General features: G+C 52.1%; 12 protein-coding genes. 6 read left to right on the top strand and 6 right to left on the bottom strand.

Annotation, left to right across the window (positions count from 1 at the left end):
- Positions 1–185 precede the first annotated feature (185 nt).
- The 3 genes from K6K13_RS21425 (at position 186) to K6K13_RS21415 (ending at position 4,340) form a co-directional block, all read left to right on the top strand.
- Entirely contained in the window at positions 186–1,598 is a 1,413-nt protein-coding gene (locus K6K13_RS21425; protein ID WP_222158754.1) for an MFS transporter, read from the top strand.
- Positions 1,599–1,705: 107 nt separating this feature from the next.
- Positions 1,706–2,563 (top strand): fumarylacetoacetate hydrolase family protein, encoded by an 858-nt coding sequence (locus tag K6K13_RS21420; RefSeq protein ID WP_222158753.1) that lies wholly within the window; start codon positions 1,706–1,708, stop codon positions 2,561–2,563.
- 139 nt (positions 2,564–2,702) lie between these two features.
- Complete coding sequence (locus K6K13_RS21415; protein WP_222158752.1) at positions 2,703–4,340, top strand: methyl-accepting chemotaxis protein; 1,638 nt, start codon at positions 2,703–2,705, stop codon at positions 4,338–4,340.
- Positions 4,341–4,395: 55 nt separating this feature from the next.
- Here the strand turns inward: K6K13_RS21415 and K6K13_RS21410 are convergent, their stop codons facing one another.
- From K6K13_RS21410 to K6K13_RS21400, 3 genes are all read right to left on the bottom strand, one after another.
- The gene (locus K6K13_RS21410; RefSeq protein WP_222158751.1) at positions 4,396–5,439 is read right to left on the bottom strand and encodes a LacI family DNA-binding transcriptional regulator; all 1,044 of its coding nucleotides are present in this window, start codon (positions 5,437–5,439) and stop codon (positions 4,396–4,398) included.
- A gap of 300 nt (positions 5,440–5,739) precedes the next feature.
- Positions 5,740–6,675: a dihydrodipicolinate synthase family protein gene (locus K6K13_RS21405; protein ID WP_222158750.1), complete on the bottom strand. Its 936-nt coding sequence runs from the start codon at positions 6,673–6,675 to the stop codon at positions 5,740–5,742.
- Between the two features lie 271 nt (positions 6,676–6,946).
- The gene (locus K6K13_RS21400) at positions 6,947–7,165 is read right to left on the bottom strand and encodes a protein SlyX (protein WP_222158749.1); all 219 of its coding nucleotides are present in this window, start codon (positions 7,163–7,165) and stop codon (positions 6,947–6,949) included.
- 212 nt (positions 7,166–7,377) lie between these two features.
- On the opposite strand from K6K13_RS21400, the gene fkpA reads away from it, so the two are divergent.
- The gene (gene fkpA, locus K6K13_RS21395; RefSeq protein ID WP_222158748.1) at positions 7,378–8,187 is read left to right on the top strand and encodes an FKBP-type peptidyl-prolyl cis-trans isomerase; all 810 of its coding nucleotides are present in this window, start codon (positions 7,378–7,380) and stop codon (positions 8,185–8,187) included.
- Positions 8,188–8,229: 42 nt separating this feature from the next.
- Here fkpA and pmrB read toward each other — a convergent pair whose 3' ends face one another.
- From pmrB to eptA, 3 genes are read right to left on the bottom strand one after another with little or no spacing between them, the layout of a single operon-like run.
- Positions 8,230–9,321, bottom strand: coding sequence for a two-component system sensor histidine kinase PmrB (pmrB, locus tag K6K13_RS21390; protein WP_252120374.1), 1,092 nt, complete (start codon positions 9,319–9,321; stop codon positions 8,230–8,232).
- Positions 9,318–9,986 carry a two-component system response regulator PmrA gene (gene pmrA / locus K6K13_RS21385; protein ID WP_222158747.1) on the bottom strand — a complete coding sequence of 223 codons (669 nt, stop codon included), beginning with the start codon at positions 9,984–9,986 and terminating at the stop codon, positions 9,318–9,320. Before pmrA ends, pmrB begins: the two co-directional genes overlap by 4 nt.
- Entirely contained in the window at positions 9,983–11,632 is a 1,650-nt protein-coding gene (gene eptA, locus K6K13_RS21380; protein WP_222158746.1) for a phosphoethanolamine transferase EptA, read from the bottom strand. The genes pmrA and eptA overlap by 4 nt, the downstream gene beginning before the upstream one ends.
- 422 nt (positions 11,633–12,054) lie before the next feature.
- Between eptA and K6K13_RS21375 the strand changes: the two genes are divergently transcribed.
- Both K6K13_RS21375 and tusD read left to right on the top strand, forming a co-directional pair.
- Complete coding sequence (locus K6K13_RS21375; RefSeq protein WP_222158745.1) at positions 12,055–12,777, top strand: helix-turn-helix transcriptional regulator; 723 nt, start codon at positions 12,055–12,057, stop codon at positions 12,775–12,777.
- Positions 12,777–13,166: a sulfurtransferase complex subunit TusD gene (gene tusD / locus K6K13_RS21370; RefSeq protein WP_222158744.1), complete on the top strand. Its 390-nt coding sequence runs from the start codon at positions 12,777–12,779 to the stop codon at positions 13,164–13,166. Before K6K13_RS21375 ends, tusD begins: the two co-directional genes overlap by 1 nt.

Below are 13,166 nucleotides of genomic sequence, written 5' to 3'. Positions count from 1 at the left end.
CTAGAACATCCAGGAAATAGAACCTTTAACATGATCAACATGAATATCGAGTTACGTGGCCTGAACCCTACATTCTTCACGCCCCTTCATCGTGATGCTGAACTGCCGCGCGTTGGCTAATGGCATGCAGAGCCGCTGCGCAAGCGTATCGCGGCTAACACACTATCCTTGTTGGAGAACAAACTATGTCAACGCATGACATGAGTGCCGGTGTGATCAATGCAAACGCCAGTACTGTCACCGCTAGCGGGACATCCAATGCCGAATTGGTCGCCCGTCTTGAACGGATGCCGATCACGCGCCAACTGCTGACCATCCGCGTGGTGGTCGGTCTTTCTACCTTTTTTGATGCTTACACCGTACTGGCTATCGCCTTCGCCATGCCACAGCTCGCCGCGGAATGGGGGCTGAGTGCAGCAGATATCGGCCTGATTATTGCTGCCAGCTATGTTGGGCAACTGTTTGGTGCCGTTTTCTTCGGCTCTCTGGCCGAGAAAATCGGGCGTTTGGGTGTGTTGAAGATCACCATCATCCTGTTTGTGATCATGGATGCGGCCTGTCTGTTTGCCTGGAGTGGGCTGTCAATGATGGTCTTCCGCTTTTTACAAGGGGTGGGGATTGGTGCGGAAGTGCCCGTGGCAAGCTCCTATATCAATGAGTTTGTTGGTGCCAAAAAGCGTGGGCGTTTCTTCCTACTGTACGAGGTGATTTTCCCTATCGGTATGATGTTTGCGGGAATTGCAGGGTATTTTCTGGTCCCTGTTTATGGCTGGAAAGCCATGTTCATCGTCGGCCTTATCCCGTCAATAATCACCGTTCCCCTGCGTTGGTTAATGCCTGAATCGCCACGTTGGTTAGCCTCGAAAGGCCGTCTGGCCGAAGCCGATAAAGTGGTGAGTAAGCTGGAGAATGAGGTGCTACGTCGCGGAGGAACGTTACCCGAACCGGTTATTCGCACTGTAGAGAAAAAAACCGTCGCCAGTGAAGGGTGGCGTGAGCTGTTTACCGGTATCTACCGCAAGCGCACTTTCACCATTTGGGCGCTGTGGGTGTGTGGCTATATGATCAACAATGGTCTGGTGACCTGGCTGCCTACGCTCTACAAAAGTGTATTCGGCTTACCGATTCAAACGGCACTGGCTTACGGTTGGACGACATCGGCGTTTGGGGTGTTAGCCTCGATCGTTTGTGCATTGTCGATTGATAAAGTTGGGCGCAAAGCCTGGTATGCCATTGCCTTTCTGCTGGCGATTGTGCCACTGGTTACCCTAACGGTACTGGGCGCAACCAATCCGTTGCAAATTGTGGTATGTGCCACGGCGGCTTACGCCATATTGCAAACAATTACCTTCTCGCTTTATCTCTATTCTTCAGAGCTTTACCCAACTCGGTTGCGTGCGATTGGTACCGGTTTGGGCAGCGCCTGGCTGCGCGCCGGTTCTGCCGTGGGGCCGATCCTGGTTGGGTTTATTGTCGGCAACTTTGGTATTCGCTATGTGTTTATTGCTTTCGCGCTGATTGCCCTGATAGGAGCAGTAGTAACAATGCGTTATGCCATTGAAACAAAAGGCCAAGTGTTGGAGGAATTGTCACCGTAGCCGAAGGCGGGCGGATGAATTCCGAATTGGCGCTCGGAATATGCGTAGCCTGTGCTGCGCATGTTCCAGCAAGCTGTGCGCACTGTGTTTCACCGTTGAGGTATAAAATGAAATTAGCAAGTTTTAGGGTCGGCCAGAAAGAAACCTATGGTCTAAAGGTAGAAAAGGGGATTGTCGATTTAGGCAAAAGGTTAGGCGCGCGCTATCCCGATCTGCGGACATTGATTGAAGACGAGGGTATTGCGGATGCCCGACGTTTTTTGCAGGCCAAACCAGACTATCAAGAAGATGATGTGGTATTTCTTCCGGTGATACATAATCCAAGAAAAATTTTCTGTGTCGGAATGAACTATGCGGAGAAACGTGCCGAGTTTGGTGAAATGAATTCGGCCCCTACGTTATTTATTCGCTTTCCAGATTCTCAGGTCGGGCATAATTGCGATGTGGAAAAACCCGCCCAGTCAAACGAATTTGACTACGAAGGGGAATTGGCTGTCATCATCGGGAAACGAGGTAAGGAAATTTCAGCCTCTACCGCCTTCTCATATATTGCCGGATACAGTTGCTATATGGATGGCTCCGTACGAGACTGGCAGCATACCTGGTTTACCGCCGGTAAAAACTGGCAACATACCGGTGCATTTGGTCCTTGGCTGGTGACGAGCGATGACGTGCCGGAACCACAAAACCTGCATATAGAAACCCGGCTTAATGGCAACAGAGTGCAGAATGATACCACTGCCAGTATGATCCACCCCATTGAAGCGTTGATTGAATATATCAGCACTTTCAGCGAACTATCTCCCGGCGATGTCATTATTACAGGTTCTCCCGGTGGCGTGGGGAAAAAACGCACACCGCCGCTGTTTTTGCATGAAGGCGATATCGTTGAAGTTGAAATTGAACATATTGGCTGTTTGCATAACTGCATTACCACCCGAAAACGGGCTTGCAGCGCAGCGTAACGTCGCTCATTAAAAAACGATATTACTATTATTCTTAGCCGGATAAATACGGTGACATGCCTGTTATCCGGTTTGTCTCTTTTAGCTCGTATTCATCTTATGCATCGGTGACGGAAGACATTATTATCAGGATGAAAGAATGCGTGCGCTTTGGGAAAGAATGCTTCAAATCAGTATCGCAAAGAAACTTTATGGCGGTTTTTGTATTGTATTATCATTACTCATTTTCGCAGTGATCTTCAGTGCATTCCGTTTTTCTGAGATTCGTGATTTATATACCAAGACGGCATTGATCTCCGAGATAAACCACTATCTCGATCAGTCAAAAATTGCCCGAGTGAAACTCTTTTATACGTTGGATGCAGAGAACGCCAACAATATGATGAAATATGTTTCCCAGATAATTGCGCAGCAGGAAAAAGCACGCCAATTGCGTTGGCAAGAAAGCGATGTACAGCATTTCCAACGCCTGAGCGAACAACTGACGCAATATCAACATGAACTGGAGGAGATCGCGCTCGCCGTGTCTGCGTTGCGTGGACAGAAGCAGGCCGTTCCCGCCGGGGAGAGCATACAGAATACCGCACAGTGGCAACGCCTCAAGGCGGCCGATACGCAGTCCATTAAAACGGGGTTTGCTGTTACCGATACCCTTAGCCGTATCGCGAGCCAGCTTGATGAGAAAAACCAGCATGTTATCAACCGCTCAGTCGCGGAAATCGTTGTTATCGGGATTTGCGCCGTTTTGCTGGGAATGTTGATCGCCGTATCGGTGACTCGCCTGATAGCGCGATCGATACGCGGCAACCTTGAACTGGCGCAGCGCATTGCACAAGGCGATCTCTCTGTCGTGGTAGGCCAGGTTCGTCGTGACGAACTGGGGATGCTGACGCATGCCATGATGGAGATGACGCAAAAGCTGTGTGGGTTGATGGTGGACATTCGAGACAGTGCGCATCAGGTGGCGACGGCCTCTTCTGCCATTGCCGACGGTAACCGTCATTTGTCCTCACGTACCGATCAACAAGCAGCCGCAATGGTGGAAACCGCTGCCAGTATGGAAGAGTTGACCGCGACGGTGACCAACAATGCGGATAACGCGCGGCACGCTGGACAACTGGCGCGTCAGGCATCGGGCAACGCCAACCGCGGTGGTGAGATCATTAAGCAGGTGGTGACAACGATGTCGGATATTACCGGTAGCTCGCGAAAAATCGCGGATATCACGTCGGTTATCAACAGCATTGCTTTTCAAACCAACATATTGGCGCTCAATGCAGCGGTGGAAGCGGCACGGGCCGGAGAACAGGGACGTGGTTTTGCCGTGGTCGCCAGTGAAGTGCGTAATTTGGCGCAGCGCAGTTCACAAGCGGCCAGAGAGATTGAAGCCTTGATTGCAGAGTCAGTGACACGGGTGGATGAAGGTTCTGTGTTGGTAGAAAAAGCGGGGAGTGCCATGCATGACATTGTGACGTCAATTGGCGCTGTCGATCGCATCATGAACGATATTTCGGTGGCGTCAGACGAGCAGAGTCGCGGTATTGCGCAAATTGGTGATGCCGTGACGGACATGGATCGTACCATTCAGGAAAATGCAACGATGGTCAGTGATTCCACCTCAGCGGCTTTAGCGTTGGAAGCGCAGGTCGCACGGCTTGCCTCGTTGATTGCTGTATTCCGTTTGCCTGGGAATGATAGTTGCGAGCCAGAAACCGCACAGCGGCCGGCCCGTTTTGCGGCTTTGCCCGTTCAGGTAACGCAGGGCGAGTGGGTGTAACTCACCCCAAGCGCCTACATTAGCGGGCTGTGTTGGCCCGCTAATGCATCAGTGATTACCTGAGCGGTGCGCTGGAACTGCGTGGAATAAGGCTTGGCATCACGCGCCGGATGGTATCGACGGGTTCGGTGCCCGCCAGTAGCAATTCAACAGCAATCGAGGCAACGTGGTCGAACGGAATATGCACCGACGTGAGCGGAACCGGCAAACGGGCGGACAGCGGAATATCGTTATAGCCGACCAGTGATAACTCCTGGCCGATTGCCAGTCCCAATCGATGGGCCGCCGCCATAACGCCGAAGGCCAAATCGTCGTTGATGGCGAAAATGGCCGTGGGCCTGTGTGCTCCACTCAGCAGCGCCATCCCTTCACTTTCCCCTGACTCAATGTTGAAACCAGATTCCCGAATCCAGGCGGGATTGGGAGTGAGTCCGGCCTCGCGCATTGCGCGATGGAATCCTTCCCGGCTATAGGTCGCACCGGAAGAAAAGCTGGGTCCCGCGACCATACCGATATTGCGGTGCCCGAGATCGATAAGATGTCGGGTTGCCAGATAACCCCCCTGTTCATCGTCACCAATGGCAGAGCGGCTGACACCGTCGGTACGCAGCGCCAGAACGTGAGCAACATTTTGCTGACGCAGTTCCGCCGGCAAATGGTCATCCAGTCGGCTGGTGGCCAGAATCAGTCCATCAACGCGTCGATCGAGCAGGGAGGCTGCCGCCTGTTTTTCTTGCACCGGATCGTCGCCACAGGTCGCAACAATCGCGAAATAACCGTAGCGTTCTGCTACGCGGCAGATAGCCTCATACAACAGCGCCATCACCATATCGCTCAGCCGCGGCACCAGTACGCCGATGGTGCCCGTGCCGCCACGACGCAGGCTGGAGGCCATGATGTCGCGCCGGTAACCCAATTCTTGTGCAACCTGACGTACACGTTCCGCCGCTTTGCTGCGTGACGGAGGTAAACGTTCATCCAGAACGCGGGAAACGGTGGAAACGCTCACCCCGGCTGCCGTGGCGACATCCTGTAAGGTGACGGGTTTGCTTCCCAACTTACGGCTTGAACCGTTGGGCGGAAAGGTATTAGGGTCCATGTAATCCCTTGATTTTTATTTTTAAAAAAAGGCACAGTGTGTTGCCAATAACAGCCGCGCGGCGTTTACGAATTTATTATGTAATGGTTCCCAGGCTTTGGCTACACCTCGGAATTTTAAATCTGCGCCGCGGCAGAATAATCAGGGATTACTATGCAAAAGCATACAATAATGCGCAACATCTACGTTTGATTGCGCTAACAAGCGTGGGGAGTTGGATGCCGTTGAGATCGATAATACGCCCGCCGTTCAGGGTATGAAGGCGGGCGTACCCGTCATGTCAGCGTCAGTGTGGTGGTATTAGCCAACGAATGACAGCTCAGCAGCGCGAATAGCGGCGTTGATTTCTTCTTCCGCACCGGGTTCCAATGGCAGCAGCGGAGAACGCACTGTCGCGTGGTCCAGAATGCCACGCGCTACCAGCGCATGCTTCAGCGCTACCGTTCCTTCCATGTGCGAGCCACGGTGATACACGCTTTTGGTCACGGGCAGCAGGCGGTCATGGATCTCACGGGCTTTTTTGTAATCCTTCGCCTTGCCAGCTTTGATCATCTCTACCAGCAGCTCCGGCGCAATGTTGCCATAGCCCACCAGGAAACCGTCTACATCAAAGGCCGTCGAGAGCAGATATTCGTCATGGCAGCTCAGGATTTGCAGGTCCGGACGTTCACGACGGATTACCGGGATCTCAGTGTCCCAGCGACGCATATTGCGCACGCCGTTCTTCATGGCAAACACACCGGGTTGAGCGGAAATCTCCAGCAATGTTTCCAGGTTATAGGTGCACTTGGTGGCATCGGGATACTGGAACTGGATCAGCGGAAGGCCGCTTTCTTCATAGACCTGACGGTATTTATCCTGCGGTGCCCCTTTCTGATAGCCAAAACGCAGCCAGCCGTGAGAAGGATACAGCAGGCCCGCAGAGGCCCCCGCACTGATGGCGCGTTTGGCTTCTTCGGCTGCCACTTCTGTGCCTTCGAGCGTGATACCCGCGATGATTGGAATGGCACCGTTCACTGATTCCGCGAACGCTTCAATCACTTTCATCTGCTCGCTCTGAGACATAAAGGTGCCTTCACCGGCGTGGCCCAATACGGTCAGACTTTTAACGCCATCGATGCTGGCAAGCCAGGCACCCAGTTTTTTACACGCGGCGTAATCAACGGAACCATCGCGGTTGAAAGGTGTAACGGGGGCAGGGTTCAGGCCACGTAAATCGATATTAATTTTGGTCATGATGTTCTCTTTTAGTGTCATCGGAAAAATGAAAAGAACAATTAATAACGTTATCGGGAACGTTTGCATTTTTGGTTTTTCTAAAGGGACTGTCAAGAGCGATTTGCTATCAGGATTTTTGACTAACGGTAAGGGGTTTTCAGTTTAGATGATTAAAATCAATTTGTTATTTGTTATTCTGGCGAGTGTGAAGCCGTGCGGAACGCCTGGAATGATGTGATAAATGTGATCTGGCGCATCCGTGGCGGTACGGATGCGCCAGCATTATCGGTTAATAGTGTGGCGGTGGCGTCTCTTCGGACTGTGAGGCGAGAAGAGAAGGGGATGTTGCTTTCAATTTTTCGACTAACAGGCGCAGGTGCTCACGAATTTTCGCCATTTCCAATTCATGCTGGACGACCGTTTGGTTCAACTCATCAATGGTGAGCTCCTGAAAAGCCAGCTTGCTTTCAAGCATTTCAATACGTTGCTCGAGTTGCGTATGGGGCATTACGATTCCTCTGTATTTTGTCGTATCTAGCCGAATATTCGGAACCTCCGGACATCGACGAGGTCGGAAAATGGGCCTATGAATAATTCAGGGAATTTTATCAAAGGATTGTTGTGTGTGTCGTTGTGTTGTCTCGATACCCGCAGTTATAGTAGTCGCGCATTTACGATTAATGTTTCTGGAGCCTGTCGTTCCAGACCGGGAGATGATAGATGAGATCACTATTTAAAGTAACGCTGTTAGCGACGACGATGGCACTGACGCTGAATGCTAACCTGGTAATGGCAGCAGAAGCGGCGAAAGCGTCCGATGCGGCCCCAGCGGCAAAATTCAAGAGCGATGAGGATGCCGCCGCTTATGCGCTGGGTGCTTCCTTGGGGCGTTACATGGATAACTCCCTGAAAGAGCAAGAAAAACTGGGTATCACCTTAAACAAAGATCAGTTGATTGCTGGCGTTCAGGACGCGTTTGCTGACAAGAGCAAGCTGAGCGACGAAGAGATTGAGAAGACCCTGCAAGGTTTCGAAACGCGTGTGAAAACCGCAGCAGAAGCGAAAATGAAGCAGGATGCTAAAGAAAGCGCTGAAAAAGGCACTAAATTCCGTGATGCATTTGCCAAAGAAAAAGGCGTGAAGAAAACGGAATCTGGCCTGCTGTATCAGGTAGAGAAAGAGGGGACGGGTGCTGCGCCGAAAGAGAGCGATACCGTAGTGGTTAACTACAAAGGTACGCTGGTTGACGGTAGCGAGTTTGATAACTCTTACAAACGTGGCGAACCGCTCTCTTTCCGTCTTGATGGGGTTATTCCTGGTTGGACTGAAGGGCTGAAGCAGGTTAAAAAAGGCGGGAAAATCAAACTGGTTATTCCGCCTGAGTTAGCTTATGGCGAAAATGGCGTTCCGGGCATTCCGGCGAACTCTACGCTGGTGTTTGAAGTGGAACTGCTGGATATCAAGGCAGACGCTGATGCCAAACCGGCCGCTAAAGCAGAAAAACCTGCTGCCGAGAAAAGCGCTAAATAACTTGCGCTAGCGTTGTAGCCGTGGGGTAACCCGCGGCTTTTTTTATGAAAGTAGCGGCGGGAAGGTGACCTCCGCCAGCGTGCCGTTGCCCTCAGGTAGGTTGCTGAGCGTCAATGCGCCATGGTGCAGTTGCGCCACGCGGGTGACAATACTCAACCCAAGTCCGATGCTGCCGTAGCGTGTGTCCATACGGACAAACGCCTTACTCAATTCGCCGACTTTACTTTCATCAATGCCAGGCCCTTGGTCACGTACCTGCAAGGTGATTTGCGGGTCGGCGGTAAGCCGCACAGTGATCGTGCTCTCTGGGGGACTGTAACGGTGGGCATTCTCGATCAAATTACGCAGCAGCAGTTGCAGTAACGTGGCATCGCCCTGTATCGCCACCGCTCCCTCACTGATTTGCCAGTCGATGCGCTGGTTGCGCTGACTGGCCATCTCTTCCACCGTATCCTGTATGGGGACAATCACATCCTGAGCCAGCGAAACCTGTTGGTAGTGGCCGGAGGAAAACGCCACGGCGGCGCGCGCCAACTGAAGCAGCTGTTCAACGGTTCGTGTCATGGTATCAATGCGTGCAATCAGCGGCTGGCAATCGACCCCATGACGTTGCTGTTGGAGTTCCAGATGCAGCCGTATGCATGCCAGTGGGGTACGTAGTTCGTGTGCGACGTCAGCGGTAAATTGGCGCTCTCGTTCCAGCGTTTCATTCAGGCGCACAAAGAGCTGGTTCATGGAGCGTGTCACGGCGGCGATCTCTTCCACCTGCTGATAATCTGCGATAGGTTCCAAATTTTCCGCACTGCGGTTGCCTAATTCCGCAGCAAGGCGCGACAGGGGCCGCGTAATCCAGTTCACGGCCTGAATAGAAAGAAACAGGGAAGCCAGCACCATTACCAGACTGGGTATGCTGAGTGAGGCGATCGATTCGCGTATTTCCTTGGCGATATGCTCGTTGCGCGCGTGTTCACTCAGCGTTTTATCCACCAAAAACTCGATCTGTTCCTTACTTTCATGCCATAGCCAGGCGACGCTGATGAGCTGACACGTCAACAAAATACATCCCAGCGCGATGATAAGCCGCCAGCGCATGCTGGCCGCAGGGGGAGACATCGAGCTGAAAATGCGTTTCATGCGTCATCCTCGGTCGTGAACAGGTAGCCAAAGCCGCGCAAGGTACGGATGCGCGCTTTGCCGATTTTCTGTCGTAAATGATGGACGTGAACTTCAAGTGAGTTTGAGGCGGGATCGTCATTCCAACTGTAAATATCCTGATGCAGCAGTTCGCGGTGAACGGGCTGCCCGGCTTTCAATACCAGCCTTGCGAGAATCGCAAACTCTTTGGGCGTCAGAATAACCGATTCATGCTTCAGGCTCACCTGCTGCGTCGTGAGATCAAGGCAAAGATCGCCCACCACAACCAGGTTGTCGCTTGCGCCTTGGTGGCGGCGGATCAGGGCTCTGACCCGAGCCAGCAGCTCTGTCAGCGCAAACGGCTTGACCAGATAGTCATCGGCACCGGAGTCCAGCCCGCTGACGCGATCGTCGATGGTATCGCGGGCGGTCAGGATCAACACTGGCATATGCTGGTGCTGTTTGCGCCAGCGCGCCAGCAGCTGCAAACCATCACCATCCGGTAGACTGAGATCCAGGACCACCAGACTGTATGGCGCGCTGTTTAATAGCGCATCCGCCTGTTTGGCTCCGCCTGCGCAGTCGCAGGCGTATCCCTCCTGGCTGAGCGCCAGTAACAATCCCTCTTGCAGTAAGGCATCATCTTCTACAATCAACAATCTCATGCACGTCGATCCCGACATCCCTTGAGGATATCCCATTCAGGCTGATATTCGTTGGTAGTAACATTAAGCATTCCCAGTATGGTGTGAAACAGATTGTCTTGCGAATAACTTTGCGTTTGCGCGCGTTGTCGCAAACATGTCTCTTGTACGGCAAATTGCTGCTGGTAGTCGTGCGACAGCCACATCAACATTGGAATATGCGTTTGTTGTGAAGGAGCGACGGCATAGGGCATGCTGTGTAAATAAACGCCGTCTTCCCCCAATGATTCTCCATGATCGGAGAGATAAACCAATGCGGTGTTGAACTTATCCTGGTGGTGTTTCAGCAACTCTATCGCGTTGTTTACCGTGTTATCCAGATAAAGCAACGTGTTGTCATAGGTGTTGGTTAGCGCATCTCGGGAACAGTTCTGAATCTGGTTGGTGTCGCAGGTCGGGGTAAATTGTTTAAACGCGTCCGGATAACGTCTGTAATAGGCAGGTCCGTGACTGCCAATCATGTGCAGCACGATAATGGCATCGCTATTCAGTTGATTGATATGATCTTCCACACCGGTAAACAACGCCTCATCGTAGAATTCTCCGCCGCTGCATAAGCCCGGAGCCGCGATACTGGGAACGTCTTTGTTGGGAACCCGGTTACAGACGCCTTTGCATCCGCCGTCATTTTCCTGCCACAGCACATTGATGCCTGCGCGTTGAACAATATCCAACAGCCCTTCCTGATGGCTGGCCAGTGCGGCATCGTATTGTGTGCGTGGCATGTTAGAGAACATGCAAGGCACCGAAACGCCGGTTGAGGTGCCACACGACTGGGTATGGGGAAAATAGATTACATTGGCCTTTTTCAACTGCGGGTTTGTCTCTTTGCCATACCCACCCAGAGAGAAGTTTTCCGCGCGGGCGGTTTCTCCTACCACCAAAATGATCAGGTTTTTCTTACCATTAGCATTAGCAGGACGGGGGCCTTGATGTGCATCCAGGCCGATTTGCACTAACGGCTGGTTAGCCAGCGCCCGATGCTTGACGTAGGAAAGATTGGCGGCGATCACGTTGCTGGGGGTAATAGATTTCACCAACTCCTTGTTATTTCGCATTAATGACGCGTAATCTTTGTAAAATAGCGCGGCGACGAGCAATATTGTCAGCAGTGACAGTGCGATAATCAAAAAGCGCTGACCGATGCTGATCGCGGTTAATGCCGTCGGTTTTATTTTTACCCATAGCGCGAATCCGGCAGGCAAGACCCCGACGAGCAATACCCAAAGCGCCAGTTGCGGCGTAAACAGATCGACAGATTCCGACACGTTGGTTTCCATCACGTTCTGTATCATGGTGCGATCGATAATAATGCTGTAGTTCAGCATGAAATATTGTACTGAAGCACCCGCGATCAGCAGTGCAGCAATCGCCCATTGGCGCAGGTAGGGAATGGCGAACAGGGTAAAGACGATATTGAGTACGGCGAAAATCACCAATGGCATACTCAGGAAAAAAGGCAGCGTTGTACGCTGGCTGAAATCCAACAGGTGCAGCGTTTGACGATAGTAGGCAATGTTTTGCACCAGCGTGATAAAGGCGGAGAAAAACAGCACGTAGCCGATGCTTGTCCACTCGGGGCGGGAAAGGGTAAAACGAATTTTCATGGCTATCTCAATGAATAAAGACAAAATGAGTGATAGCGCGTGACGGTAAGCTATTAAAATTAAGCCAACCTTAAGACGGTGTTCAGATGTCGTGTAAAAGGGGGGTAGAACCGTGAAATGCGGGGACGGGAGAAGGGACATTTGGTAGACTACACCTTAAATAATTCACGTTGCAGGAAGGCGGCAAGGGAGTGATTCCCGATGAGCTTACTGAGGTAAGTGATTCGGGTGACAAATCTGCCGGGAGCAGATTTGAACGCTGCGTGCGGCGGCCTCGTAAGAGGTGAGGCCCAAGGATGGGCCGAATAACGAGCGTAGCCACCGTGTTTGCGACGTGAAGTATGACGGGTAATGTCCTGTGGATGGTGAGTGCCTAAACAGTTAAGGCAATTAAATAGATGATGTCGAGGATGGTGTCAGCCATGTCAAATTCGCTTGTGTCTGGCGAATCAAATGAAATTGATTTGCTGGAGGAACGGCCGTTTAACCCGACGGACCATGAGATCCTGAAATCTTACGAGGCGGTGGTAGACGGTCTGGCGATGCTGATCGGTGAACACTGTGAAATCGTGTTGCACGCGTTAGAAGATCTTAAATGCTCAGCGGTGCGCATTGCCAACGGCGAACACACTGGGCGTAAAATCGGTTCGCCGATTACCGATCTGGCGTTGCGTATGCTGCATGATATGGCGGGGGAGGACAGTAGCGTATCCAAAGCGTACTTCACTCGAGCCAAAAGTGGCGTGCTGATGAAATCGGTCACTATCGCCATTCGTAACCGCGAGCAGCGTGTGATCGGCCTGTTATGCATCAACATGAACCTTGATGTGCCTTTTTCCCAGATTGTGCAGACTTTTATTCCGCCGGAAACCCATGAAGTGGCTTCCTCGGTGAACTTCGCCTCCTCCGTGGACGATCTCGTTGCGCAGACGCTCGAGTTCTCTATTGAAGAAGTGAACGCGGATCGCAACGTTTCTAACAATGCCAAGAACCGGCAAATTGTGCTGAACCTCTATGAAAAGGGTATTTTCGATATCAAGGACGCGATCAATCAGGTGGCAGATCGCCTGAATATTTCCAAGCACACCGTTTACCTCTACATTCGCCAGTTTAAAAACGGTGACTTCAGCGGGCACGATCGCTGATGTTGCGTTATTGCCTCTTGGTGACAGGCCCGGCATACGGTACGCAGCAGGCGAGTAGCGCGCTGCTGTTTGCCCGGGCGTTGATTGCGCAAGGGCACAGCCTGGAAAGCGTTTTTTTTTATCGGGAAGGGGTGCTGAACGCCAGTCAACTGATGTCCCCCGCTAATGATGAGTTCGATTTGACGCGTGCGTGGCAGCAGTTGGGGGCAACGTATCAGGTGGCACTCAATGTCTGCGTGGCCGCTGCACTGCGTCGCGGCGTCACGGACAGCGAACAGGCAAGGCTGCTCGCACTGCCCACTGCCAATTTGCAATCGGGTTTTTCACTGAGCGGTTTAGGTGAACTGGCCCAGTCTGTATTGACGTGCGATCGCGTCGTACAATTTTAA

Origin of the sequence: Symbiopectobacterium purcellii (assembly GCF_019797845.1) — a bacterium.
Classification (GTDB): Bacteria; Pseudomonadota; Gammaproteobacteria; order Enterobacterales; family Enterobacteriaceae; genus Symbiopectobacterium; species Symbiopectobacterium purcellii.
The sequence above is the reverse complement of the archived record's forward strand: the minus strand, read 5'-3'. Positions and strand labels throughout refer to the sequence as shown.